26 protein-coding genes are annotated in these 25,703 nt (G+C 55.7%); 25 read left to right on the top strand and 1 reads right to left on the bottom strand.

What is annotated here, in order from left to right:
• The first annotated feature begins 112 nt into the window (after positions 1-112).
• The 7 genes from tkt to RAL90_RS03020 all read left to right on the top strand — a co-directional run bounded on the left by tkt (position 113) and on the right by RAL90_RS03020 (position 7,080).
• A complete protein-coding gene (gene tkt / locus RAL90_RS02990) occupies positions 113-2,071 on the top strand; it encodes a transketolase (RefSeq protein ID WP_306253047.1) in 1,959 nt (652 codons plus the stop codon).
• 12 nt (positions 2,072-2,083) lie between these two features.
• A complete protein-coding gene (gene gap / locus RAL90_RS02995; protein ID WP_306253048.1) occupies positions 2,084-3,091 on the top strand; it encodes a type I glyceraldehyde-3-phosphate dehydrogenase in 1,008 nt (335 codons plus the stop codon).
• A gap of 49 nt (positions 3,092-3,140) precedes the next feature.
• Complete coding sequence (gene pgk, locus RAL90_RS03000) at positions 3,141-4,334, top strand: phosphoglycerate kinase (protein WP_306253049.1); 1,194 nt, start codon at positions 3,141-3,143, stop codon at positions 4,332-4,334.
• A gap of 42 nt (positions 4,335-4,376) precedes the next feature.
• Positions 4,377-5,417 (top strand): class I fructose-bisphosphate aldolase, encoded by a 1,041-nt coding sequence (locus RAL90_RS03005; RefSeq protein WP_306253050.1) that lies wholly within the window; start codon positions 4,377-4,379, stop codon positions 5,415-5,417.
• A 12-nt stretch (positions 5,418-5,429) separates the two neighbouring features.
• Positions 5,430-5,825 carry an MAPEG family protein gene (locus RAL90_RS03010; RefSeq protein WP_306253051.1) on the top strand — a complete coding sequence of 132 codons (396 nt, stop codon included), beginning with the start codon at positions 5,430-5,432 and terminating at the stop codon, positions 5,823-5,825.
• 4 nt (positions 5,826-5,829) lie between these two features.
• Positions 5,830-6,474, top strand: a complete 645-nt coding sequence (gene thiE / locus RAL90_RS03015) for a thiamine phosphate synthase (protein WP_306253052.1) — start codon at positions 5,830-5,832, stop codon at positions 6,472-6,474.
• 195 nt (positions 6,475-6,669) lie between these two features.
• Positions 6,670-7,080 carry a VOC family protein gene (locus RAL90_RS03020; protein ID WP_306253053.1) on the top strand — a complete coding sequence of 137 codons (411 nt, stop codon included), beginning with the start codon at positions 6,670-6,672 and terminating at the stop codon, positions 7,078-7,080.
• 139 nt (positions 7,081-7,219) lie between these two features.
• On the opposite strand, the gene RAL90_RS03025 is transcribed toward RAL90_RS03020, so the two are convergent.
• A complete protein-coding gene (locus tag RAL90_RS03025) occupies positions 7,220-8,659 on the bottom strand; it encodes an alpha/beta hydrolase (protein WP_306253054.1) in 1,440 nt (479 codons plus the stop codon).
• A 255-nt stretch (positions 8,660-8,914) separates the two neighbouring features.
• Between RAL90_RS03025 and RAL90_RS03030 the strand changes: the two genes are divergently transcribed.
• The 18 genes from RAL90_RS03030 (at position 8,915) to thiD (ending at position 25,700) form a co-directional block, all read left to right on the top strand.
• Entirely contained in the window at positions 8,915-10,168 is a 1,254-nt protein-coding gene (locus RAL90_RS03030; RefSeq protein ID WP_306253055.1) for a tetratricopeptide repeat protein, read from the top strand.
• 73 nt (positions 10,169-10,241) lie between these two features.
• Entirely contained in the window at positions 10,242-10,742 is a 501-nt protein-coding gene (ruvC, locus tag RAL90_RS03035; protein WP_306253056.1) for a crossover junction endodeoxyribonuclease RuvC, read from the top strand.
• The gene (gene ruvA / locus RAL90_RS03040) at positions 10,739-11,386 is read left to right on the top strand and encodes a Holliday junction branch migration protein RuvA (protein WP_306253057.1); all 648 of its coding nucleotides are present in this window, start codon (positions 10,739-10,741) and stop codon (positions 11,384-11,386) included. The genes ruvC and ruvA overlap by 4 nt, the downstream gene beginning before the upstream one ends.
• Positions 11,386-12,414, top strand: coding sequence for a Holliday junction branch migration DNA helicase RuvB (gene ruvB / locus RAL90_RS03045; RefSeq protein WP_372340420.1), 1,029 nt, complete (start codon positions 11,386-11,388; stop codon positions 12,412-12,414). Before ruvA ends, ruvB begins: the two co-directional genes overlap by 1 nt.
• A gap of 68 nt (positions 12,415-12,482) precedes the next feature.
• Positions 12,483-12,902 (top strand): tol-pal system-associated acyl-CoA thioesterase, encoded by a 420-nt coding sequence (gene ybgC, locus RAL90_RS03050; RefSeq protein WP_306253059.1) that lies wholly within the window; start codon positions 12,483-12,485, stop codon positions 12,900-12,902.
• A 190-nt stretch (positions 12,903-13,092) separates the two neighbouring features.
• Positions 13,093-13,812 (top strand): protein TolQ, encoded by a 720-nt coding sequence (gene tolQ, locus RAL90_RS03055; protein ID WP_306253060.1) that lies wholly within the window; start codon positions 13,093-13,095, stop codon positions 13,810-13,812.
• Positions 13,812-14,231: an ExbD/TolR family protein gene (locus tag RAL90_RS03060; RefSeq protein ID WP_372340398.1), complete on the top strand. Its 420-nt coding sequence runs from the start codon at positions 13,812-13,814 to the stop codon at positions 14,229-14,231. Before tolQ ends, RAL90_RS03060 begins: the two co-directional genes overlap by 1 nt.
• A 20-nt stretch (positions 14,232-14,251) precedes the next feature.
• Positions 14,252-15,127 (top strand): cell envelope integrity protein TolA, encoded by an 876-nt coding sequence (locus tag RAL90_RS03065; protein WP_306253061.1) that lies wholly within the window; start codon positions 14,252-14,254, stop codon positions 15,125-15,127.
• Positions 15,128-15,239: 112 nt separating this feature from the next.
• Positions 15,240-16,568 carry a Tol-Pal system beta propeller repeat protein TolB gene (tolB, locus tag RAL90_RS03070; RefSeq protein ID WP_372340399.1) on the top strand — a complete coding sequence of 443 codons (1,329 nt, stop codon included), beginning with the start codon at positions 15,240-15,242 and terminating at the stop codon, positions 16,566-16,568.
• Between the two features lie 130 nt (positions 16,569-16,698).
• Positions 16,699-17,289 carry a peptidoglycan-associated lipoprotein Pal gene (gene pal / locus RAL90_RS03075; RefSeq protein WP_306253063.1) on the top strand — a complete coding sequence of 197 codons (591 nt, stop codon included), beginning with the start codon at positions 16,699-16,701 and terminating at the stop codon, positions 17,287-17,289.
• A gap of 176 nt (positions 17,290-17,465) precedes the next feature.
• A complete protein-coding gene (gene ybgF / locus RAL90_RS03080; protein WP_306253064.1) occupies positions 17,466-18,437 on the top strand; it encodes a tol-pal system protein YbgF in 972 nt (323 codons plus the stop codon).
• Positions 18,431-19,771, top strand: coding sequence for a tRNA lysidine(34) synthetase TilS (tilS, locus tag RAL90_RS03085; protein WP_306253065.1), 1,341 nt, complete (start codon positions 18,431-18,433; stop codon positions 19,769-19,771). The genes ybgF and tilS overlap by 7 nt, the downstream gene beginning before the upstream one ends.
• A 71-nt stretch (positions 19,772-19,842) precedes the next feature.
• A complete protein-coding gene (ftsH, locus tag RAL90_RS03090; protein ID WP_306253066.1) occupies positions 19,843-21,744 on the top strand; it encodes an ATP-dependent zinc metalloprotease FtsH in 1,902 nt (633 codons plus the stop codon).
• A gap of 6 nt (positions 21,745-21,750) precedes the next feature.
• Positions 21,751-22,134, top strand: coding sequence for a VOC family protein (locus RAL90_RS03095; protein WP_306253067.1), 384 nt, complete (start codon positions 21,751-21,753; stop codon positions 22,132-22,134).
• 15 nt (positions 22,135-22,149) lie between these two features.
• A complete protein-coding gene (gene folP, locus RAL90_RS03100; protein ID WP_306253068.1) occupies positions 22,150-22,953 on the top strand; it encodes a dihydropteroate synthase in 804 nt (267 codons plus the stop codon).
• A gap of 72 nt (positions 22,954-23,025) precedes the next feature.
• Positions 23,026-24,393, top strand: coding sequence for a phosphoglucosamine mutase (glmM, locus tag RAL90_RS03105; protein WP_306253069.1), 1,368 nt, complete (start codon positions 23,026-23,028; stop codon positions 24,391-24,393).
• Between the two features lie 18 nt (positions 24,394-24,411).
• Complete coding sequence (locus RAL90_RS03110) at positions 24,412-24,912, top strand: hypothetical protein (protein ID WP_306253070.1); 501 nt, start codon at positions 24,412-24,414, stop codon at positions 24,910-24,912.
• Positions 24,912-25,700, top strand: a complete 789-nt coding sequence (gene thiD, locus RAL90_RS03115) for a bifunctional hydroxymethylpyrimidine kinase/phosphomethylpyrimidine kinase (protein ID WP_306253071.1) — start codon at positions 24,912-24,914, stop codon at positions 25,698-25,700. The genes RAL90_RS03110 and thiD overlap by 1 nt, the downstream gene beginning before the upstream one ends.
• The last annotated feature ends 3 nt before the right edge of the window (positions 25,701-25,703 follow it).

The raw sequence follows: 25,703 nt of genomic DNA on the forward strand, positions 1-25,703 counted from the left end.
CGCAGGGTTGACCCTGTGAAAGGCTGGGTGCATGTAGCGGGCAAAATTCATGTAATATCTTCAAGGCCCTGCCGTGACCTCACAGCCCTTCCCGAGTGCCATAGATCAAAAAATGTCTGCCGCAATAGCTGCCTTGTCCATGGACGCGGTGGAGCAGGCCAATTCCGGCCATCCAGGTATGCCCATGGGCATGGCGGATGTGGCAACCGTTCTGTTTTCCCGAATTATGAAATTTGACGCAAGCGCACCGAACTGGCCGGATCGGGACCGTTTCGTCCTGTCTGCCGGTCATGGGTCCATGCTTGTCTATTCATTGGCCTATTTGCTCGGCTATGCGGGCATGGATCTGGCCCAGTTGAAGAATTTCCGGCAACTCGGGTCAAAAACAGCCGGCCATCCGGAAGTCGGGCACGCGCCGGGCGTCGAGACAACCACAGGCCCGCTGGGTCAGGGCATTGGCAATGCGGTTGGCATGGCGATTGCCGAAGCCCATATGAGCGCGCGCTACGGTGATGGCATCGTAGACCATTACACATACGCCATTGCTGGTGATGGCTGCCTGATGGAAGGCATCAGTCAGGAGTCCATTGCTTTGGCCGGGCATCTCAAGCTCAGCAAGCTGATTGTTCTTTGGGATGACAATGGCATCACTATTGATGGGGCTGTCTCGCTTTCTGACTCAACGGATCAGTTGGCGAGGTTTGAAGCCTCTGGCTGGCAGGTTGACCGTGTTGACGGGCACGACATGGCAGCCGTTGAAGCTGCGATCCTGAAGGCCCAGACGACACAAAGGCCGTCGCTGATCGCCTGCAAGACGATTATCGGGCGCGGCGCCAATAAAAAAGCAGGCAGTTCAGCAGCGCATGGTGCGCCATTGGGGGCAGAGGAAATTGCTTTTGCGCGCGATAGTCTCGACTGGCCGCATGAGCCATTTGAGGTACCAGCGGATATTCTTGAAAGCTGGAGAGAGGCAGGCATGCGTGGTGCCGCGAAGCATGAGGCATGGTCCGCCCGGCTCGAGACATCGGATAATGCAGCGCTGTTCAATGCCGCCTGGGAAAATGATTTCGACGCTGACCTTTCTGCGGCCATCGACGCACATATCAAGGCACTGTTGGCCGAGCCGCAAAAAGTGGCAACGCGCAAAGCCTCTCAACTCGCGCTGGACGTGATCAATCAGGCTGTGCCCACAACCATCGGTGGCTCTGCGGACCTGACGGGATCCAACAATACCAAGACGGGCAGTCTCGATATTCTGAGTGCCGACAATCCGGCAGGGCGATACCTTTACTATGGTATCCGCGAGCATGGCATGGCAGCTGCCATGAACGGTATGGCGTTGCATGGCGGCGTCACACCTTATGCGGGCACATTTCTGGTGTTTACAGATTATTGCCGCCCGGCCATTCGCCTGTCTGCGCTGATGGAGCAGCAGGTCATTTATGTCATGACGCATGACTCGATTGGCCTTGGGGAAGACGGGCCAACCCATCAGCCGGTGGAGCATCTGGCTGCTTTGCGGGCGATCCCTAATCTGCATGTTTTTCGGCCCGCCGATGTTATCGAAACAGCAGAATGCTGGCAGGCGGCGCTTTCCCTGAAAAATGCGCCCAGCATTCTTGCGCTCTCGCGTCAGGGACTGGAGCAGGTAAGGCTCGATGCAACATCAGAAAATCTCTGTGCCAAAGGCGGCTATGTTCTGTCTGAGAACGTAGATGCGCAAGTGACGCTCATTGCGACAGGCTCGGAAATTGACATCGCCATGGCTGCCAGAGAGCAGCTCGCGGATGCCGGTATAAGATCCCGCATTGTCTCCATGCCCTGTCAGGAGCTTTTCGTTGCGCAGGGGCGTGACTATATGTCCAGTGTGCTCGGTGACAGGCCACGCATCATCATTGAAGCAGGTATCCGCCAGGGCTGGGACCGGTTCATTTATACGGACGGTTGTGGCAAGGGCGATTTCGTCGGCATGGACAGTTTCGGCGCCAGTGCGCCAGCAAAAGATTTGTTTCAGCATTTCGGCATCACGCCGGAGGCCGTTGTCGAAAAGGCAAAGGCGTTACTAACTTAAGGAGTATCTCTCATGGCAATTCGTGTAGGTATCAATGGTTTTGGCCGGATCGGTCGTCTGGCGCTGCGCTCTCTGGTTGAGCATAATGTCAGCGATATCGAGGTTGTCGCAATCAACGACCTCGGGCCTGTGGAAACCAATGCACATCTCCTGCAATATGACTCAATCCACGGGCGTTTCAGGAATGAAGTCAAGGTCTCCGGCAATACGATTGATCCGGGCACAGGTCCGATCAAGGTTTTTTCAGAACGTGACCCGGCCAAACTGCCCTGGGGTGAGAATGGTGTGGACATTGTTTTTGAATGCACAGGTATTTTCGCCAGCAAGGAGAAAGCGTCTGCCCATCTGGAAGGTGGGGCCAAGCGCGTTCTGGTTTCTGCGCCGGCATCCGGCGCGGACAAGACAATCGTCTATGGCGTGAACCACGACCAGTTGAGCGCGGAAGATGTGGTTGTTTCCAACGCCTCCTGTACCACGAACTGTCTCGCGCCAATCGCCAAGGTACTGCATGATACAGTCGGCATTGAGCGTGGCTACATGACCACCATTCACTCTTATACCGGTGACCAGCCGACACTCGATACACTGCACAAGGACCTTTATCGTGCACGCGCTGCGGCCAGCTCCATGATCCCGACTTCAACCGGCGCCGCCAAAGCGGTTGGCCTTGTGTTGCCGGCCCTGAACGGCAAGCTGGATGGCTCCTCAATTCGTGTGCCAACACCGAATGTTTCTGTTGTGGACCTCGTCTGTACGCCCTCGCGCGACACAACAGTAGAGGAAGTCAACAATGCCATGAAGGAAGCATCAGAAGGCCCATTGAAGGGTGTGCTCGGCTATATCGAAGCGCCGCTGGTGTCTGCGGACTTCAACCATGATCCACATTCCTCATTGTTCGCCGCACCACAGACCCAGATCCTTGAAGGAAAACTGGTGCGTGTCCTGAGCTGGTATGACAACGAGTGGGGTTTCTCAACACGCATGGCCGACACGGCCAGGGTCATGGCATCGTTCCTGTAGGCCGAGACCTGCGTGCGGCATGTGCGATACTGAAAACGGATGAGAGACAATGAGCTTCAGGAAGATTGACGACATATCCGACATCGCAGGTAAAAGAGCGCTGGTCAGGGTAGATTTCAATGTGCCGATGGCTGACGGCAAGGTAAGCGATGCCACCCGGCTTGAGCGGGCATTGCCGACCATCCGTGATCTGGTCTCACGTTCCGCCAAGGTGATTCTTTTGTCGCATTTCGGGCGACCAAAGGGCGCGCGCGTGCCGGAGATGTCGCTCGCGCCGGTGGCAGAAGCACTGCGCTCCCTGCTGGATTGCGAAGTCCATTTTGCTGAGGACTGTATTGGCGATGCGGCCAAGATTGCCGTGTCCACAATGCGGGGCGGCGAAGTGCTGCTTTTGGAAAATACCCGCTTCCATGCCGGCGAGGAAGCCAATGACCCGGCTTTTGCCCAAGAGCTCGCTGAAAATGGCGATCTTTACATCAATGACGCTTTTTCCGCCGCGCACCGTGCCCACGCTTCTACGGAGGGCGTGGCACATCTGTTGCCGGCCGCTGCAGGCCGGGCCATGGAAAGGGAGCTGGACTATCTCGCCGCTGCGCTCAGTGCGCCAGAGCGCCCGATGATGGCTGTTGTCGGTGGCGCCAAGGTGTCCACAAAACTTGATGTGCTGACGAACCTTATCGACAAGGCCGACTATCTTGTCGTGGGCGGCGGCATGGCCAACACTTTCCTGCTGGCTCTTGGCCGGACCATTGGCAAGTCCCTGGCTGAGCCGGATCTGGTCGCCAAGGCACAGGAGATCATCGAAAAAGCCAAGGCCAATGCCTGTGAAATTCTGTTGCCGCAAGATGTGGTTGTGGCAACGGAGTTTGTCGCCGGGGCTAAATCCAACGCGAAATCGGCCGATGATGTCGCTGCCACAGAAATGATTCTGGATCTTGGCCCGGCCAGTGTCGATCAGATTGCTGAAAAAATGGAACGCTGCAAAACGCTGGTCTGGAATGGCCCGCTGGGCGCTTTCGAGACAGAGCCGTTTCATGTCGCAACTGTTGAGGCTGCCAGGTTCGCCGGCAAACTGGCCCGTGCGGGCAAGCTGGTCGCGGTCGCAGGCGGGGGGGATACGGTAGCAGCTCTCAATCAGGCCGGTGTCGCAGACGATTTTACCTATATTTCAACGGCTGGTGGAGCCTTCCTGGAATGGATGGAAGGCAAGTCCTTGCCGGGTGTTGAAGCGCTGAGAAAATAAACCGTAAACAGAACAGTTATTCGAGTATTAAGGAGACGACAAATGAGTCTTGAGGAATTGAACCGCATCGCTGTTGCGATGATCGCGCCTGGCAAGGGCATTCTGGCAGCTGATGAGTCAACGGGCACCATCAAGAAACGCTTTGATTCAATCAATGTGGAATCCACAGAGGAAAATCGCCGCGATTATCGCGAGATGCTGTTCCGCACGACGCAAGCCATGGAGAACCATGTTTCAGGTGTCATCCTCTTTGATGAAACGCTCCGCCAGAAAGCTGCAGATGGCATGCCGCTGGTGAAACTCATTCAGGATGCCGGCTCCATTCCAGGCATCAAGGTCGACAAGGGCGCGAAGGCCCTGCCGGGTTTTCCGGGTGAAACAGTCACAGAAGGTCTCGACGGCTTGCGCGAACGCCTCGCTGAGTATCATGACCTTGGTGCGCGCTTTGCAAAATGGCGCGCTGTGATTGACATCTCCCGTGGCGGCGACATAACCATGCCGGGCTGGGGCTGTATCAAGGCGAATGCGCACGCGCTCGCGCGTTATGCCGCGCTGTGTCAGGAAGCAGGCATTGTGCCAATCGTCGAACCGGAAGTCCTGATGGACGGGGACCACACGGCAGACCGCTGCTATGATGTGACGCACTGGGCGTTGAAAACGCTGTATGCAGAACTGTTTGATGCCAATGTTGCTCTTGAAGGCACGATTCTGAAGCCAAACATGATCGTTTCCGGCAAGAAATGCCCCACACAGGCCGGCATTGAAGAGGTCGCCGAGAAAACGGTAAAATGTTTCCGCGATGCTGTTCCGGCAGCGGTGCCCGGCATTGTGTTCCTCTCAGGCGGTCAGTCTGATAGGGAGGCCACAGCGCATCTTAATGCCATGAATGCACAATACAAAGACCAAATGCCCTGGCAGTTGTCCTTCTCTTATGGCCGTGCCCTACAGGCGGCGCCGCTACAGGCGTGGGGTGGAAAAAAGGAAAATGTTGCCGCTGCGCAGGCCGCTTTTGCCCACAGGGCCAAAATGAACGGCCTTGCCCAACTGGGTGACTGGTCGCAGGGTCTCGAACAGGCAGCCTGATCCTTGTCCTCCATGTCGGAAATGAGCCGTGATCTGATCTTCTGGCCAGTTGCGGCTCACTTTTTTCTGCTGGTCTTTCTCTATGCGTGGTTGTCCCTCGTGCGTTTTGAGCAGCGGGCAGGCAAAGCCGTGGCAGGGCTTGAAGCGCGCATTTCCGCCAACCTGTCCAACCAGTTTGAAGCGCCCCTGCTTTTTTATGCGATCATCATTCTTCTCTGGACGGAAAACCTGATCAGCCTGACGCAGCTTGTGCTGGCCTGGCTTTTCATTGCCGGGCGGTTGCTGCATACGGCCATTCACACCCTCACGTCCGGGGTGATCCTGCGCGGCATGGTCTTCATGATAAATTTCGTGGCTGTTTTCGGCTTGTGGGGATTGTTCCTCAAGGATCGATTATTCGGAGGCTGACAGAATGCGTGACCAGGCGTGCCGACTTTACCTCATTACACCCGCACAGATTGATGATGCTGGCAGCTTTTGTGCTGAACTGGAAAACCTGCTTGTGGCAGGGCAGGGCACAGCCGCTGAAATTGCCTGTCTTCAGTTGCGCCTGAAAAACGTGCCGGATGAAACCGTTCTGGCGATGGCACGGGCAATTCTGCCCGTTGCCCACAAATATGACTGCGCGTTTCTGATCAATGACCGGCCTGATCTGGCGAAATCAGCCGGGGCCGATGGCGCCCATATCGGCCAGTCGGATATGGCATATGCCCGGGCGCGTGACATGCTGGGCCCTGAGGCGTCCATCGGGGTGACCTGCCACGCCTCGCGCCATCTCGCAATGCAGGCCGGGGAAGCGGGCGCCGACTATGTTGCGTTTGGCGCCTTTTACCCCACCACCACCAAAGAGGTGAGCCATCAGGCGGAGCCTGAAATCCTCACGGCCTGGAGCCAGATGACTACGGTCCCCTGCGTAGCCATCGGCGGCATAACGCCTGAAAACGCGCGCCCGCTGGTTGCCGCCGGGGCTGATTTTCTCGCTGTGTCCGGCACTATCTGGCATCATCCGGGCGGGCCTGCCGTGGCCATGGAAGCGTTCGCAGCAGTGCTGGATTAACGCGGTCTGTGAACGCGTCTTGTGCTGACTGAAAAAAACTGGCAGCGCTTCAGGGGGAATATTTATGGCCACGTTTGGCCGTTTCTGCCTTATTCAACCATCAGGGCGAGGGGCTAAAGTCGCCGTAAAGCGATTACTGAGTGGATAGGCTGACGTCTCTGGATTTGGAAACAATGGGCCGCTAAATTCATCAAGATGAAACAGATTTTATCAGCCATATCGCTTATTGTAGCCGACTATGATGAAGCTATAGAGTTCTACGTCACTAAGCTCGGCTTCGATCTTTTGGAGGATATGCCACTAAGTGCTGATAAAAGGTGGGTGAGAGTAGCGCCACCTAACGCTTGCGCACAAGGCAGCTCGCTTCTGCTTGCAAAAGCAGCGAGTGAAAATCAGAATAAAGCTATTGGCAACCAAACTGGTGGTCGTGTTTTCCTTTTTCTTCATACCGATGATTTTGAGCGAGACTATTCAAGGTTCAAACATGCGGGTGTGAATTTTCGGGAAGAACCGAGAAATGAGAGCTACGGGCGCGTTGTTGTGTTTGAGGATTTATACGGAAACTTATGGGACTTGATCCAAAACAACAGTGCTTCTGATGAGTAAATGCTGTATTAATTCGATCAGTATAACGATACCTTAGGTTAATGCATTAAACGACGCTCCACGAAATATGTGCACCATCCTAAAGTGACAAAATTCTTCTTGGTCATCTTAAGTCGCCCTGAAACGGACGCTCATTAAATTATTCGCGCGTTACTTGGTATGCCGGAGCGGCGCGACTAGATGCACAGTTTTCGGAAGCGCTGGTCATCAGAAAAGCTTCAGGCGCATCCAAAAAGTCGGCACTGATAGACATCGCGCAGCCATCACCTCCCCATTGCTGCGTGGAGCTATGGCTGCCACCTCGTATTGTTACGACCATACTGTTCGGAAGCGTCTTAGCTGCCAACTCACCCCATTTTGGAGGGGTGAGGGGATCAAACTCTCCTGCAATAATTAAGGTTGGAACATTTGAAACAACGGGTTCCGTGATCCTCGGGTCGATTGCTGGCACAGCCCAGGCGTCACATAACTCTGGATCAATAGCTGCGCTTTCATAGCCACCGAGAACCTTGCCTGGATTTTCAGAATTGCTTCTTTCGCTGAAGGGTAAAGCTTCGCTACACCAGACCGAAAACCGCATACCCCATGCAAAGTCGGAGGCTTGCGGTGGGTCAGCTAATGCACTGAAGAGTTCCGGTTCCAGCTTAGCCACCTGATCCATCATCATTGGAGCGCGACGAACGCCGCTCTCCGAAGTAATCTGGATGAGCGATACAAGACTTGGGGCGGTCACAGTCTCATCAAACGTATCAATCTTGAGCGGCGAGGCTGAAACCTCTGCTATAGTCTGGAAAAAGCGTTCTTCCAAAGCTGGAAAAGCTTCAGCGCAATCAGGTTGAGCTGCACAGTCTCTGGCGATCGCACGTAATGCATTCTCAAAATTTTGGGCGCTTTCGTCGTCATATTTTGCATTTGGCGGGAGCGGCGAGTCGAGCACCATAGATTCTACACTGCTGCCGTAGATCTTGGCATAAATGAGCGCCAATCGCGTGCCATAGGACCCTCCATACAAGCTCCAAGATTCAATCTCCAAAGCTTGACGAAGGGCCTCGAGGTCAGCCGCACTGGTAATGCTATTATAAGTCCCGAGGCGAACGCCTGATGCTTCTAATCGCGTCTTACATGCGCGGACTGAGGTGACTTGATCAGAACTCGTGGCGACCGCATCACGATATTCGGGACACATCAGTGCTGGTGTCGCATAGTGAGTGCCGCGTTGCCCAATGACGATAAAGTCTCGATCTTTCAGCCAAGGATAGGCACCTGGAAAAGCAGCTGTTCGCATTGCAGCGGTGCCAGGGCCACCTGCGAGGTACACGACCGGACTTTTATTAGACTCTGATTTGGAGTGTATGATTGCGACTGGTAATCGAACATCCGTCGATTGAGGGTCGATTCGATCTTCTGGAACGATGAGCCAACCCAATGTTGCATTGAAAGAAGCTGGAACAGCCACAGGAAAATCCTGTCCTGTCGCTATGGCTTCGAATCTGGGTCTCTCTACAAACTCTGAGATGGGTGTTTGACACGCCGCCAAAATTATAAAAAGCACACTTGAGAGGACAACTTTTGGGTGCATCACTAGCCTCTTTTCGAATGATGTTTTCTTACTACAGCTTTTTTAGATTTTTGTTGATCCATAATCAGAACCTTTGATCGGCGTGTAAAGCGTCCTTGGCGGCAGCCATCTGTTTCATGACTCGTGGCCGCGTTTATAAGGGACGGGTCAGTAGTCAAAATGGGACATGGCCAAACCATTCCGTAAGTTGACGCTTGAGGGGGAAGCCCCGTATCCTGCCGGACAAGAACTGAGATACGATATCGTCAGGACACCATGGGCTTTTTTACTTCACGCCGGACGTCACCCGGCAGATTGATTGCCGCGGCTTTGATAGCTGCTGGCCTGACCAGTGTTCCGCCGGTTTCTGCAGCACAGGCGCAAGGCACTGGCAGCGCCGGTCTCATTCGCGGCGGCAGTCTGCAGCCTGCCATTGATGCCTGGCAGTCAGGCGATTATCGCCGTGCCCGTATCATCGCTGAACCACTGGCAGAGGCGGGAGACCCGGATGCCCAATATCTTCTTGGCATGATGTATCATGATGGGCTTGGCGGGCAGGCGGATCAGGCTGGCGCGCGTGTCCTTTATGTCAAAGCGGCCATGGCCGGTCATGCCTATGCTCAGTACACTCTGGGCGAGCTTGCCTATCATGGGCGCGGCGTAGAGCAGGATTTTCACCGCGCCGCCGGCTGGTATAACAAGGCCGCACAATCCAATCACACGCTTGCCATGGTGCGCATGTGTTACATGTATGCCGAGGGGCAGGGCCTGCCGAGAGATCCTGACCGTGCCGCAGAACTGTGTGAAAAGGCCGCCAACAGGGGCGAAAAAGCCGGGCAATATCACCTCGGCCTGCTTTATCTGACTGGCACGGGCAAGCCGCTCAGTTACGAGAATGCGGCAAGCTGGTTTGAAAAGGCCGCGCGCCAGGGCGATGCAGACAGTCAATATAATCTGGCGCTCATTCTTGAGGGCGGACTGGCGGGCGCAGCGCAGCCGGAGCAGGCGGCCTACTGGATGCAGGAAGCGGCTAAAAACGGCGTCCTGCCAGCGTTCACCTCTATGGGGCTGCTGGCGTATAATGGGCGCGGGGTGCCGCAGTCAGATCAGGCCGCGGCGGACTGGTTCCGTCAGGCGGCAGAAGCGGGTGACCCGGAAGGGCAGTTTCTCTATTCGGTAGCGCTGGCCGAAGGTACGGGCACTGCGCGTGATCTGGATCAGGCTTATGCCTGGGCGCAGCGTGCGGTTGCGTCTTCTGCGGGGGAGCCGGAAGAAATTCAGGCGGAGCGTATTGGCCTGCGCGATCAGTTGCAGGAAATGATTTATACGCGACAGAACACGGGCGCGCCGACGCAGATTCTGGCGCGCAATGATCCCCCGCCACAGGCGGTGGCGACGCGGCCAGCCCAGCAGCTGGCACAATCTGCACCTTCATCTGCTGGTGCAGCAGCGGCGGCCGAGCCGGAAGAGGAAGCCGAAAAAGAGCAGGAAGAGCCATCGTCCCGGCCAAGACGCACATTGCGCGATTAGGCTTGCGGCCTGAAAACCGGACTTTTTCGCTAAAAATGTTCGCGTTGCGTTCGAACCCCGGTATGGTCGGCCCATGTCAAAAACGATTCGTATTCTGGGAATTGATCCGGGCCTGCGCTGTGCGGGCTGGGGCCTGATTGAAGTGCACTCAGGGCGCCTCGGATTTGTGGCAAGCGGAACAATCAAGCCGGATGTGAAGCAAACCCTTGCGCAGCGTCTGGCAAGCCTGTGCGATGCCTTGCAGGATATCGTGAAGCGTGAAGCGCCCGATATGGCCGCTGTGGAAGAAACCTTCGTCAATTCAAATCCGCGCGCCGCCCTGACACTTGGTCAGGCGCGGGGCGTATGCCTGGCGGCGCCTGCCATGGCAGGCGTGCCGGTGGCAGAATACCCGGCAAACACGATCAAGAAATCGGTTGTCGGCGCAGGCCATGCCGGCAAGGAGCAGGTGCAGGCCATGGTGCGCGTGCTCTTGCCGATGTCCGGCAAGCAGGGGGCTGATGCCGCTGACGCGCTGGCCGTTGCCATCTGCCATGCCCATCATGCAGCATTTGCCCACAGGAGGTCTGCATGATTGGTCATTTGCAGGGTACGGTCTTCAGTGTCGGGACGGAAACAGCCGTCATCAGCGTGTCGGGTGTCGGCTATGAGGTGAATGCCATGGCCCGCACCCTTGACCGGTTGACGCCGGGGGAGGCCACGTCTCTCGCGATCGAGACGATGGTCCGGGAAGATTTTATCCGCCTTTATGCGTTTACAGACGAATCTGAGCGGCAGAGTTTTCGTCTCCTGCAAACAGTGCAGGGCGTTGGCGCAAAAGCCGCTCTGGCAATTCTTCAGGTGCTGACACCAGCAGCCCTGCTGGACGCCATCTCTGTTGATGATCATGCTGCCATCGCCAGGGCGCAAGGTGTCGGCAAGAAAATTGCCACACGCATCACGTCAGAACTGGCAGGCAAGACACCCGATCTGATGGCACTGGTCTCGGGGCATCAGGCGCTGGCCGGCGCATTGGGGACACAGGCAGGTATGGGTGTGAAAGAAGATGAAGTCCCGAGCGATACGGGCGTGAAGGCAGACGCAGTCTCCGCCCTTGTCAATCTGGGGTATGACAGCGTGGCAGCCCGCCAGGCTGTGGCCCAGGCGGTGCGGGAGAACAGCGCAGCTTCCGTGCAGGAACTGATCACGACCAGCCTGAAAGGACTGTCCACAGCATGATGACGGCTGGAGAAAATGACCGCGTCATAGATGGTGCACGGCGGCCGGAAGACGCTGATGCGGCGCTGCGGCCCAAGCGTCTTGATGATTTTGTCGGGCAGGCGCAGGCCAAGGACAATTTGCGCATTTTTGTCGAGGCAGCGGCCCGGCGCGCAGAGGCCATGGACCATGTTCTGTTTCATGGCCCGCCGGGTCTGGGCAAAACAACGCTTGCGCATATCGTTGCCAATGAACTCGGGGTGAATTTTCGGGCAACGTCAGGGCCTGTGATTACCAAGGCTGGTGACCTCGCTGCCCTGCTGACAAACCTTGAGCCAAGAGATGTTCTGTTTATTGACGAAATTCACCGCCTGACACCGGGCGTCGAGGAAGTTCTTTATCCGGCGATGGAGGATTACGAGCTTGATCTGCTGATCGGAGAGGGGCCATCAGCGCGCTCAGTCAAGATAGACCTGCCCCGCTTTACCCTGATCGGGGCGACGACCCGGTCGGGACTGTTGACCAAGCCGCTGCTTGACCGGTTCGGTATTCCGGTCCGACTTGATTTTTATACTGAGGAAGAATTATCCGGCATTGTCGCCCGTGGGGCGGTAAAGCTGGGCGTGCAAATGCTGGCCGATGGCGCACTGGAAATCGCACGCCGGGCGCGCGGGACACCGCGCGTCGCCGGGCGTCTTTTGCGCCGCGTGCGTGATGTGGCGCTGGTGGAAGATGCGCCGGTCATCAACAGGGCCGTCGCCGACAGGGCGCTGACGCGCCTTGAGGTCGACAATCTCGGGCTTGATATGCTGGACCGTCGTTATTTGCGGCTGATTGCCGAGCATTTCGGTGGCGGGCCTGTTGGCGTGGAAACCATTGCGGCCTCACTGGCCGAGGCGCGTGATGCGGTGGAAGATGTGATTGAGCCATTCCTGTTGCAGCAGGGGTTGATACAGCGCACGCCAAGAGGGCGTCTGCTTGCCTCCCGGGCTTGGGCGCATCTTGGTCTCGCCATGCCGAAAACAGAAGCAGACATGTTCGGAAAGTAATCATGCCGGAGGCAGGATATTCAGGCAGATCCCTGCCTCAAACTTGTCACACCGGCGAAGGACAGAAAATGAATCAGCACCAGATCGAGATCCGCATCTATTACGAAGATACGGACATGTCAGGCATCGTCTACCATGCCAACTATCTGAAATTCTTTGAGCGGGGACGCACGGAAGCCTTTCGCCAGACCGGTCTTGGACATGCAGACCTTCTGGAGATGACGCCGCCATTGGCATTCGCTGCACGCCGCCTGACGGTTGAATATCTGAGGCCCGCCCGGATAGATGATCTCCTGACCGTCACCTCCGTTGTGACGGAAGCGAGAGGCGCGCGCATGGTGTTCAGTCAGGAAATACATAATGGCGACGCGCTGCTGGCAACAGCCGAGGTGTTAATCGCCTGTATCACGCTGGAGGGGCGGCCCGCCCGCCTGCCGCAACAGGTTGTGGACTATCATCATGCGCAGATCAGCAGGAACGGCGATTAAATCCCGGTTATGCGGGCCATTTCGCCTGTTTCCTGCCACAAATCCGGCTAGTGTGGAAAAACGGAACGCCGGTCATTTTCGTGCTGGCTGAAAAAAACTGGAGAATTGCGGCTTTCCGGCAATGGTCATTCCTGCGCCGGGCGGTTATGGTTAATTTTGGGAAAAAACAGCAGGTGAGGGGTTTCGCTCCATGCAGATCGAGAATGTAGAAACAACAATCAATGGCCATCTGGGCGCTGATTTCAGTGTGCTTGGCATGTTCATGCAGGCAGATATCATCGTGAAGGGGGTGATGATCATCCTCGCCATCGCCTCGGTCTGGTCCTGGGCGATCATGATCGACAAGTCATTCACGCTTTCCCGGCTCAAAAAGAAGGCCGGCAAGTTCGAAGACCTGTTCTGGTCAGGCAAGCCACTCGATGAGTTATATATGAAGATGAAGGACCGGTCCGATCATCCGATGGCCAAGGTCTTCTCCGTCGCCATGGCAGAATGGGACCGCACAAAAGGCATGAGCAATACCGGCCTGGTGGTCAGTGCCCGTGACCGGATTGATAAAGTGATGAATGTCACCATCAACCGGGAACTTGAAAAGACCGAGAGCCAGATGGGCGTGCTGGCCACAATCGCTTCTTCTGCCGTGTTCATTGGCCTGTTCGGGACGGTATGGGGGATCATGAATTCCTTTCAGGCCATCGCCATTCAGGGGGATACCAGCCTGGTGGCGGTCGCGCCCGGCATTGCCGAAGCGCTTTTTGCGACAGCCCTTGGTCTGGTGGCCGCGATCCCGGCCGTGATCGGATACAATCGCTATTCCGGGGCGATCAATTCCTATGCCGTGCGCCTGCAGGGGTTTGCGGACGAGTTTTCCGCCATCCTGTCACGGCAGCTTGATGAGAGGGCGAAGTAATGGCCATGCAGCTCAATGGTGGCGGGCGCGGTGTGCGCGGGCGAAACCGGCCTCTGGCAGAGATCAATGTCACGCCCATGGTGGACGTGATGCTGGTGCTCCTGATCATCTTCATGGTTGCCGCCCCCTTGTTGACAGCAGGCGTTGAGGTGGACCTTCCGGATACGGACGCCCGTGAAATCAGTGAAATTGTTGAGCCATTGTCTGTCTCCATCACATCTGACGGAACTATTTTCGTTCAGGAAACCGAAATTGCCTATGACAATCTCGTGCCTCATTTGCAGGCTGTGGCGGAGGCCGGATACGAGCAGCGGATTTACATCCGGGGGGACAAGGGGGCCACTTATGATGATGTGGCAAAAGTCTTTGGGCGTATCAATGCTGCCGGCTTCAACAAACTGGCGCTTGTCACCGATTAAAGGAGCCGTTTGAGGGGCCCATGCGTTTCGCGATTGTCTCTTCCGTATTGCTGCATGTAGGCGCGTTCATGCTCGCCTATCTTTCGCTGCCGGATTTTCGTGACAATCCGTTGGTGGAAGTCATTATTCCTGTCCAGATACTGAACGAGGCGGAGATAGCTGAAGAAACCTCCGTGCCCGAAACAGTTGCGCAACCGGCGCCTGAACAGGACCCCGAGCCTGAACCTGAAGAGGCCCCGGTGCCAGTACCTGTCGAGCCAGAACCAGAGCCTGAGCCTGTCAGTGAACCTGAAGACCCGGTGCCGCCTTTGCCTGAGCCGGAAGAGCAGCCAGTTGAGGAAGCCCCTGAACCGGAGCCTGAGCCTGTTGAGCCAGAGCCAGCACCTGAACCGGAACCTGTCCAACCGGAACCGCAACAAGAGCCGGAACCGGATAATCTTGACCTCGATTTTCTGGAAGAAGCGCTGAAAGACCTGACACCAGATCAGCCCGGCGCGGATCCGCGCGAGGTACCCAATGCCGTTCCCGGAGAACGCAATCAGGACAGGATTGGCCTCGGTCAGCAATTAACGGCAACAGAGTATGATCGCATCAAGGCCCACATTGAATCGCGCTGCTGGAACACCCAGTCATTCATCGGCGCGCCAGAGCCGGAAAAGCTGGTGGTGCGGGTCGAATTTGTGTTGAACCGGGACGGGACGCTGGTGGGCAATCCGCAGGTCCTGAACCAGACCCAGATTGCTATTTCGGGAAATCCGTTCTGGCGGGTGGCAGAGCGGGCGGCGATTACAGCCGTACGCGAATGCGCCCCTTATGACTTCCTGCCCGAGAACAAATATGAAGCATGGCGAGAAATTATCCTGAATTTCAACCCGTCAGAAATGGCAGGATTGTAAGTGGTCCTGCTTTGCAAAAACGACTAGAGAGTGTCATGATTTTGCCTTGCTGTGGGCGTACCCCACGCACAGATACGAGAATGTGGCAAAATACGAAAATAAAGGCTGTGAAATGAGGATGACGATGCGCGTGTTGAAGATACTGGCTGTTGGGCTTGCTTTTGGCGCAAGTGTGTTCAGTGCGGCAATGGCACGTGTCGAAATAGACATCACCCGGGGTGTCTCGGAGCCGATGCCAGTTGCCATTCCTGACTATCTGTCCGCCGGATCAACATCAGAGGCCCTGAGCCGCAACCTGACACAGGTGGTCATCAGCAATCTTGAGCGCTCTGGCCTTTTCGCACCGATTGATCAGCGTGCCTATGTTCAGAATCTTGGTTCCATTCACGAGCGCCCGCGTTTCGCTGACTGGCGCCTCATCAATGCGCAGGTGCTGGTTGCCGGGGAGGTGATCCCGCTTGATGATGGCCGCATTCAGGTCAACACGCGCCTCTGGGATATTTATGGCAGCGAACAACTTGCCTCAATCGCGTTCAAGACACCGGCAGACAACTGGCGTCGTGCCGCGCACAAGGTTTCCGATTTTGTCTACAAGACGGTCACGGGCGAAGACGGATATTTCGATACGCGCGTGGTCTATATCGCCGAGTCCGGACCCAAGGTGGATCGCACCAAGCGCCTGATGATCATGGATCAGGACGGGGCCAATCCAGTGCCCCTTACCGATGGTCTTGATTATGATGTATTGACGCCGCGCTTCTCGCCAACCCAGCAGCAGATCACCTATCTGGCCCTGTTTGATGATCGCCCGGCGCAGGTTTACCTGTTCAACATTGCCACTGGCGAACAGGAAGAGATCGGCAGCTTCCGTGGTATGACCTTTGCACCGCGCTTTACGCCGGATGGGCAGAATGTCCTGATGAGTGTGGAGATCAATGGCAATTCCGATATTGCCATGATGGATCTGCGCACCCGCCAGCAACGCCTGCTGACCACCAACCCGGCGATTGATACATCGCCCTCCATGTCACCGGAGGGCCGGCAGATTACATTCGCCTCAGATCGGGGTGGCTCGGAGCAGATTTACGTGATGAACACGGACGGCACCAATCAGAGGCGGATCACGTTTGGTGATGGCCGTTACGGCACGCCGGTCTGGAGCCCGCGTGGCGATCTGATTGCGTTCACGCGCCAGTATCGCGGCAAGTTCTATATTGGCGTGATCCGGCCTGATGGCACAGGCGAGCGTCTGTTGACAGAGTCCTATCTGGACGAGGGGCCAACCTGGTCTCCCAATGGGCGTGTCATCATGTTTTTCCGTGAAACGCGTCCCGGTGGGCCTGTGTCGCTCTGGTCTATCGACCTGACAGGACAGAATTTACGAAAAGTACCAACGCCGGGGGACGCATCGGACCCCGCCTGGTCACCAATGTTGCCGTAAAGACGGCGGATACGATAGGATTTTGTGAATTTCCGGCAAAGATTTGGCAACAAATTTCACTGGAATGTTGAAAGATGCGTTTTCTGGGAGTAGCCTACCAAATAGTGGTCGGCATAACGGGGAGCGGATCATGAGTTTGGGGCATGAAGGGGAGCACCTTTCCGCCTGGGTAAATGGCAAATGGAGCTTAAGTAATATGCAAGCGAAGAAAATCTTGATCAAGGCAGGCATGGTCGCAGCGTTATCTGCACTCGCAGCGTGTGCGTCTAACACAACGACACCGGTGGCGGCAGACAAACCGATCGCCCCTCGTCAGGCGGCAGCGCCGAAACCACAAGGCCCTGTGCCTGGCTCTCTTGAGGATCTCAAGGAGAATGCCGGTAACATGGTCTATTTCGATTACGACCAGTACACGCTGACAACTCAGGCAGAAGCTGTTCTGCGCCGTCAGGCAGCATGGCTGAAAGAATATCCGGATGCGCGCATCCGTCTGGCCGGGAATTGCGATGAGCGCGGCACCCGTGAATACAACCTTGCGCTTGGTGCCCGTCGCGCCAATGCAGCCAAGGCATTCCTTGCGTCTCAGGGTGTTGATCCGGCCCGCGTCTCAACAATTTCCTACGGCAAGGAGCGTCCGATTGATCCGCGCTCTAACGAGGCAGCCTGGTCCAAGAACCGGAACGCAACGACATTGCTCGTGACAACAAATTCCGGTTCCTGATTTCAGGGTCTGAATGTCGAATAATCAGAATGCGCTGGGACACAAACCAGCGCATTTTTTTTGCCGTGCGGCAGGCCGAGCCCAAAAGCATGTTCAATTCTGCCCTGAATTTAACGCAAAGCCTTGCGAGATTATGGTAAATCCCGGACAATAAAGGCGAATAGAGGAAGTATCAGATGTCTTTATCCAAGAAGTTCAAGACTGCCCTGGCTATGACAGTCGCGTTGACCATGGCTGGTCCGGCATTTGCCCAATATGGTAATGATCGTGACACGGCTGACCGGATCAGTCGGCTGGAAAGTGCCATCCAGGACCTGCAGGGCGTTGTCTACTCGGTCGAGCAGACTGCCTATGCGTCACCTGACTCGATCTATCAGGATTATACAGCGGATAATTCGTACACAGGCAATATGTCCACGCGCGTCGGCCAGCTTGAACGTGAGCTGCAGAACCTGACCGGGCGCATTGAGCAGGTTGCCTATCAGATAGAGCAGAACTCCCGCCGTCTGGATACACTGACAGCGGCACTGTCGTCTCCGGGTGCCTCGGCACCTGTCTCCAATCCCCTGGGCGGTGAGGTCTATGGTGAGGTATATGACGACAATACCTATAGCCTGAACGATCAATATAGAGATCAATCTACCGGCCGCGCTGACTCAGGTATCTCTGGCGGCCCAACTGACCTCTCCACCACAGGTGCCGTCTCAGGCGCGCCATCCGCAGAGTCTTCTGCGCGCGCATCAGCTTGTGCTGGTTTCCCTGTTGGCGATGCAAACAGCACTTATGATCAGGCCTTCGATTCACTGCTCAATGGTGACTATGGTCAGGCAGAATGCAAGTTTCAGGCATTTCTCGATACGTACCCTGAAGACCCGCGCGCGCCGGATGCGCAATTCCGTCTCGGCGAAATTTTTCTCGCAACAGGGGCAAATCTCGATGCGGCGAGAGCTTTCCTCAATCATGTGCGCACCTGGCCGGGTGATGCGCGTGCACCGGAAAGCTATCTCAAGCTGGGCACGGCTTATTCTCGTCTTGGCAAAACAGAGGAAGCCTGCCGGATATTTGATGTGACATCATCGAAATATCCGAATGCGGCCCCGGCAATACGCCAGCGTCTGGCGGTTGAGCGTGGCTCTGCCGGTTGCTAGAGCATCAGCCGGTTTCGGCGCAGGAGGCTGAAGAGCACCTGCGTCCGGTCATTTCATCAACAGACAGGGTTGCAGTTGCGGTTTCTGGCGGCGCTGATTCCATGGCGTTGCTTTGGTTGTTGACCTGTTTGATGCCGGCATCGAACATTCTCGCACTCACGGTTGATCATGGCTTGCGCGAGGGGTCTGCACGCGAAGCAGGTATCGTTGCGACCTGGTGCCGAGAAAAAAATATTCGCCATCAAACACTTATCTGGGAAGGCAAAAAACCGGTCAGCGGTCTTCAGGATGCTGCCCGGCGCAACCGCTACAAGTTGCTCATCCGCGCCTGCGAAACAGAGCAGGTCAAAACATTATGCACGGCGCATAACCTTGATGATCAGGCAGAGACGGTTTTCGCACGCCTTGCCCGCGCAAGCGGCCCAGCGGGTCTGCGCGGCATGGACAAGGCAACACCTGTTGCTGCCGGAGCAGGGGCGAGCATGTTGCTGGTCAGGCCGCTGCTTGACCTGCCCCGGTCCCGCCTGCGCGCCACGGCGAAGGCACAAAGCCTGCCATTTTCTGACGACCCGTCGAATGAAGACGGCGCCTTTGAGCGTGTGCGCCGCCGGGCTTTTCTGGCCGCCATCGATGCGCAGCATCTTCTTGAAAAAAAAATGCTGGTGCATCTGGCTGAAAAAATGCGCGTCACGGCTGAGCAGCAGGCGCATCACCTGTCCGCAGTGATGCGCAAGACAGGATGTTATGTGCATGGCAGCGGCGCTCTGTGTCTTACAGCTTCTGCTTTCAAGGCTCTGGAAAATGCCGAAAAAAAAATCCTGCTGGCCCGGCTCGTATATGCTGCCGGCGCAGGCGATTATGAGCCCTCACAAAGCAGCGTTGCGCAAGCTGTTGATGCTGTCCAAAGGGTTGCTGCCACCACCTGCGGCGGTGCCCTGATCCGACAGGTTGGTGAAAACCTGTATGTCATGCGCGAACCAGCCGCCTTGCTCGGCCGCCGGGATCAGCCGGGTGTTGCAATTTATCAGAGGAGTGTGCGCGAAAAAAAAATCCTCTGGGACAATCGCCTGATTGTGACCATGCCGGAAAATACTGACCTGACCGGCAGCGCCAGGCTTGTGCCGCTTGGTGACAGTGCGCAGGGGCCAGAGCAGCTGCGCCTTCTGGCCAGCACCATGCCGGCACTGAGTTTGGACGGTGAGATTATTGCTGTGCCCGCTTACGTAAAAAACATGCTGCACCCTGCGCACGCACCTTGGAACGGGCAGACAACTACCCTAGATATGAACTTGCTTATAAAAGAACGGCTTAAGCGTCAGGTCGTACGTTTTTAAGGAAGGCGGGCAAGACTACTGTAATCTTTCCCTGTCAGGATAACCGGCGGCGCGCAGAACAGGATTTTTTCATGAACGGACGTAACTGGCTTCTCTGGGGTGTCATGCTCATCATGTTGTTGCTGATGGTGCAGTATATCAGCTCATCCGGCACGAACACGAACACCCGGCAGCTGAACTATTCTGAATTTGTCGGGATGATCGACAATCAAGAAGTAAGTGAAGCCGTTATTGATGGTGACCGTGTAACAGGCACATTGCAGAATGGCTCGACCTTTGTCGTTAATGTGCCGCTGGAAAGCAACGTCGCTGATCGTCTTGCCGAAAATGGCGTTGAGACCACGATCAAGCCGGAAGAAGAGCTGCCGTTGATGCTGGCAGTCATCTTCCAGCTTCTGCCATTCATCATTCTCCTCGGGATCATTTTCTTTGCCATGCGTCAAATGCAGGGGGGCAGCGGCAAGGCCATGGGTTTTGGCAAGTCCCGCGCGAAACTGCTGACCGAGCGTCATGGCCGGATCACGTTTGATGATGTGGCCGGTATTGATGAGGCCAAGGAAGAACTTGAGGAAATCGTTGATTACCTGAAAGACCCGATGCGCTTTCAGCGTCTTGGCGGTAAAATTCCCAAAGGGGCGCTGCTGGTTGGCCCGCCAGGTACGGGTAAAACCCTTCTGGCGCGTGCGATTGCAGGCGAAGCAAACGTGCCGTTTTTTACCATTTCCGGTTCGGATTTTGTTGAAATGTTCGTCGGCGTTGGTGCCTCGCGTGTCCGGGACATGTTCGAGCAGGCGAAAAAAAATGCCCCATGTATCATCTTCATCGACGAGATTGATGCGGTTGGTCGCTCACGTGGCGCCGGTCTTGGAGGCGGCAATGATGAGCGAGAGCAGACGTTGAACCAGCTTCTGGTCGAAATGGACGGATTTGAAGCCAATGAAGGGATTATCCTGATTGCGGCCACCAACCGTCCGGATGTTCTTGATCCCGCCTTGCTGCGTCCAGGCCGTTTTGATCGTCAGGTCGTTGTCCCCAACCCGGATCTGGTCGGGCGCGAAAAAATTCTTGCCGTTCACATCAAGAAAGTGCCGCTAGGCCCGGACGTGAATATCCGCACCATTGCACGGGGCACGCCCGGTTTTTCCGGTGCTGATCTTGCCAATCTGGTCAATGAAGCAGCCCTTCTGGCTGCCCGGCGCAATAAACGCCTCGTCACCAATCAGGAATTTGAGGACGCGAAAGATAAAATCCTCATGGGCGCAGAGCGCCGCTCCATGGTGATGGATGAAAAAGAAAAACGCAACACAGCCTTCCACGAAGCTGGCCATGCGATTGTCGCGTTGACCGTGCCGGAAGCTGATCCCGTTCACAAAGCGACGATCATTCCCCGGGGGCGGGCGTTGGGGCTGGTCATGCAGCTGCCTGAGCAGGACAAATACTCCATGAATTATGTGCAGATGACGTCACGTCTTGCCATCATGATGGGGGGCCGGGTCGCAGAAGAACTGAAATTCGGCAAGGATCAGGTAACCTCGGGGGCATCCTCGGACATTGAGCAGGCGACAAAACTGGCGCGCCGGATGATTACCCAGTGGGGCTATTCCGACGAGCTTGGCTTTGTCGCCTATGGTGATAACCAGGATGAAGTGTTCTTGGGCCATTCTGTGTCCCGCACCCAGAATGTTTCTGAGGAAACCGCCCGCAAGATTGATCTCGAGATCAAACGACTTGTGGATGAGGGCTTCAACACCGCCAAAAAAATCATGACCGAGCGTCGCGAGGAATGGGAACGGTTGGCAGAAGGCCTTCTGGAGTATGAAACGCTGACAGGTGAAGAAATCCAGAAACTCCTCAACGGCGAAAAAATTATCCGCGAAGACCTGGATGAAACACCTTCCGATCCGCCGTCCTCAGTGCCTACGGCTGGCGCTCCGACAGGTGATGCACCTGACGCTGAACCGCAAGGAGCATGATCCAGGATGACCCTTCTTGCCTCATCGCGCGTATCTGTTTTTCTGGCCACCGCCAAAGCGGATGAGGCAAGGGTTTTCTACCGGGATACACTGGGCCTGACCATGACAGAGGATAACCCGTATGGACTTGTCTTCGACCTGGAAGGCGCAGAACTTCGGTTATCCAAGGTAGCCGGCTTCACGCCATTCCCGTGGACGGTGCTGGACTGGCACGTTCAGGATATCGCAGCCACCATGAAAGCGCTGGCCGCCAAGGGCGTTGAATTTACCCGGTTTGACGGCATAGACCATGATGCGGATGGCATCTGGACGACACCTGATGGCAAGGCACGCATCGCGTGGTTTCGGGATCCGGATGATAATGTGCTGTCTGTCTCGCAACGTAGCTGACAGAACAGGTAAGCAATGACCTACAGGATCATGGGGATCGTCAATGTCACGCCGGACAGTTTCTCCGATGGCGGACAACATGCGACGGTCGATTCAGCCATAGCCCACGCATTACGCCTTGCTGATGATGGGGCGGATATCCTTGATATTGGCGGAGAGTCCACGCGGCCCGGCGCTGAAACAGTTCCGCTGGCCGAAGAATATGCCAGAGTCATTCCCGTGATCGAAAAACTTGCGGCGCAAACCACAAAAATAATCTCTATCGACACAAGACGACCTGAAATCGCACAGGCTGCCATGGAGGCAGGTGCCGGGATGTGGAACGACGTTTCTGCCCTTGGCTTCAGTGAGCGCAGCCTTGGCGTGGCCAGAAAACTGAAAGTACCCGTTGTCCTGATGCACGCCCAGGGTACACCCGAAACCATGCAGGATAATCCACGCTATACGGATGTTGTGCAGGATATAAAGCTCTGGCTTGCCCGGCGTATCCACTTTTGCGAGGAGAACGGCCTGCCCAGAGAGCGCATCATCATTGACCCGGGTATTGGTTTCGGGAAAACACTTGAGCACAATCTTGCCATTCTGGGCGGACTGTCGGAGATGAAAGATTTGGGCTGCCCGGTTCTGCTGGGGGCGTCACGTAAAAGCTTTATCGGTATGATAGACAAGAATGCGCCTGCTGGCCGACGCCTCGGCGGATCCATAGCTGCCGCGTTGACTGGTGTCTCACAGGGGGCTGAAATTTTTCGTGTTCACGATGTAGCAGAAACCCGGCAGGCGCTTGCCACATATTCGGCAATGAAAAGTGTTAACTGTTAGCTGTCCCTGTTGTGCTAGGCTAAGGGATAATACCAGAACGAGAGCAGAAGATGATAGCTCAGGAGAATGACGATGCGCGGTGATGACAACAGCAAGACCGAGCGGGAAATATTTGGCACGGATGGCGTGCGCGGCATGGCTAACACAGGTGCCATGACACCAGCGAATATATTGCGCCTTGGCATGGCAGCAGGCCGGGTTTTCCGCCGGGGCGACCATCGCCATCGGGTAGTGATCGGCAAGGATACACGGCTTTCAGGTTATATGATTGAGCCAGCCCTGACCGCCGGCTTCACCTCCGCGGGCATGGATGTTTTCCTGCTAGGGCCGTTGCCGACGCCTGCCATGGCCATGCTGACCAGGTCATTGCGGGCTGATCTCGGGGTCATGATTTCCGCGTCGCATAATCCGTTCCATGATAATGGCATAAAGTTTTTCGGGCCAGACGGGTACAAACTGTCTGATATGGTGGAGCTTGAGATCGAACGCCTGATGGCTGACGGACCGGATGTAGGTCTCGCCCCAGCTGGTGACCTTGGCCGTGCCAAACGCATTGAAGATGCAGGCGCGCGCTACATAGAGTTTGCAAAATCCACATTCCCGCGGGGCTTGTCTCTTGAGGGTATGCGGATTGTTCTCGATTGTGCCAACGGCGCTGCCTACAAAGTGGCCCCGACAGTATTGTGGGAACTGGGTGCAGACGTGAAAACGATTGGCGTCGAACCAAGCGGCTTCAATATCAACCGGGCTGTTGGTTCTACGGCACCCAAAAACATGACTGAAGCTGTGCTGGAATATCGGGCGGATATCGGCATCGCGTTGGACGGTGACGCAGATCGCGTAGCGATTTCCGACGAAAAAGGTCGCCTGATTGATGGCGACCAGATCATGGCGACAATCGCAGAGACCTGGCAAGTCGAAGGGCGTTTGCGCGGGGCAGGGGTCGTCTCAACGATCATGGCCAATATGGGATTTGAACAATTCCTGACGGAGCGAAAGCTGGAATTGATCCGTACAAAGGTGGGTGATCGATATGTGGTTGAGGCCATGCGCGCGAAAGGCATGAATATCGGCGGCGAGCCTTCCGGGCACGTTATATTGAGTGATTATGCCCAGACCGGCGATGGGCTTGGAACAGCATTGCAAATTCTGGCAGTGCTGGCAGAAGGCAACAAGCCAACCAGTGATGTCTGCCATCGTTTCAAACCATATCCAAGTCTGTTGCAGAATGTGCGTTATGGAGCAGGTGATCCGCTGGCGGAAGAGACTGTGCAGACAGCGATCAAGGAAGGCGAGGCCGCCTTTAATGGAAAGGGCCGCGTCGTGATCCGCAAATCCGGTACTGAGCCGGTGATCCGCGTCATGGCGGAAGGCGAAGATGAAGCTCTGGTCAAGCGGGTTGTTGGTGACATTGTTCGTGAACTTGAAGCGGTAACGTAACAGGAAAGAGGCAGAGGTATGCTCAAAGGGCTGGCAGTCATCGGCATACGTTTAGTCGCTTTGAATGTGCTGGTGATAGGCATACAAGCATTTATGGGCATTGCCTATTGGCCTTCAGAGGATCTCTCATCATCCTACTATGTGTATGCAGCCTTAAATTTTCTTCTGACGATCTTGCTGTGGGCTATTGCTCCATCATTGGCGAGTTTATTGACGTCGGGCGTGCAAGATATTGACATAAGGACTGGTGATCTCACGGCGCGCACGATCATACTCAGCGGTTCTTTCCTCATAGGCCTTTACCTTACAATCAAGGGTGTTGTGGCTCTCACGGTTTTATTGCCAGGAGTTATCGTGGCGCTGAGTGATATGATGGGTGACCATTCAGCGACATTTTCAGACTCCTATCAAGCCACAGGTTGGAATTTCACTCTTTTGCCAAGAGTAGCAGAACTAATGATTGGGATGCTAATGATGGGCTGGTATTATCGTGCCTCCAAAAAGCTGCCTGCCGAGTAATGAAAGGGCGCATACTCATTATCGCGGGCTCTGATCCTTCAGGCGGCGCGGGCATTCAGGCTGATATCAAGACGGTCACTGCCCTTGGCGGGTATGCGATGACGGCAATCACAGCTGTCACGGTACAGAACACAACAGGCGTTACAGATGTTCACCCGATCCCGGCTTCTGTCATCAAGGCTCAGGCGGAAGCCTGTCTGCAGGATATTGGTGCTGATGTTATCAAACTCGGCATGATCGGTTCTGTAGACGTTGCCAGAGTTATTCATGAGGTGCTGCTGACTGTGCCGGATATCCCGGTTGTTCTTGACCCGGTGCTGGTGGCAACCAGCGGTGACACGCTGTCTGGTAATGATGTAGCAGAATATATCACCTCGCAGCTCTTGCCATTGTCCGCCGTCGTCACACCAAACCTGCCGGAGGCGGCTTTGCTGTCAGGTATTGAGATAACTGACGATACATCTAGGAATGCTGCCGCACAATTCCTTATGGAAAAAGGGGCCGGAGCTGTCCTGCTGAAGGATGGTCACGGCGATAGCGCAGAAATCAGGGATGCACTGTATACTGCTGACAAAGTCGAGATTTTCGCCAACCCCCGCAGGGAAACGCGGCATACCCATGGCACTGGCTGCACACTTGCTTCAGCGCTTGCAACAGGTCTGGCGCAAGGTAAGAGGCTTTGCGATGCGAGCCGTCTTGCGATCGACTATACGCAGGAAGCGATCAGGCGCGCACCTGGTTACGGGGCAGGCAACGGCCCGCTCAACCATGCGCATACGGTACAATAAAAA

It is taken from the genome of Parvularcula sp. IMCC14364, from assembly GCF_030758415.1.
In the GTDB taxonomy this organism is placed as follows: Bacteria; Pseudomonadota; Alphaproteobacteria; order Caulobacterales; family Parvularculaceae; genus Aquisalinus.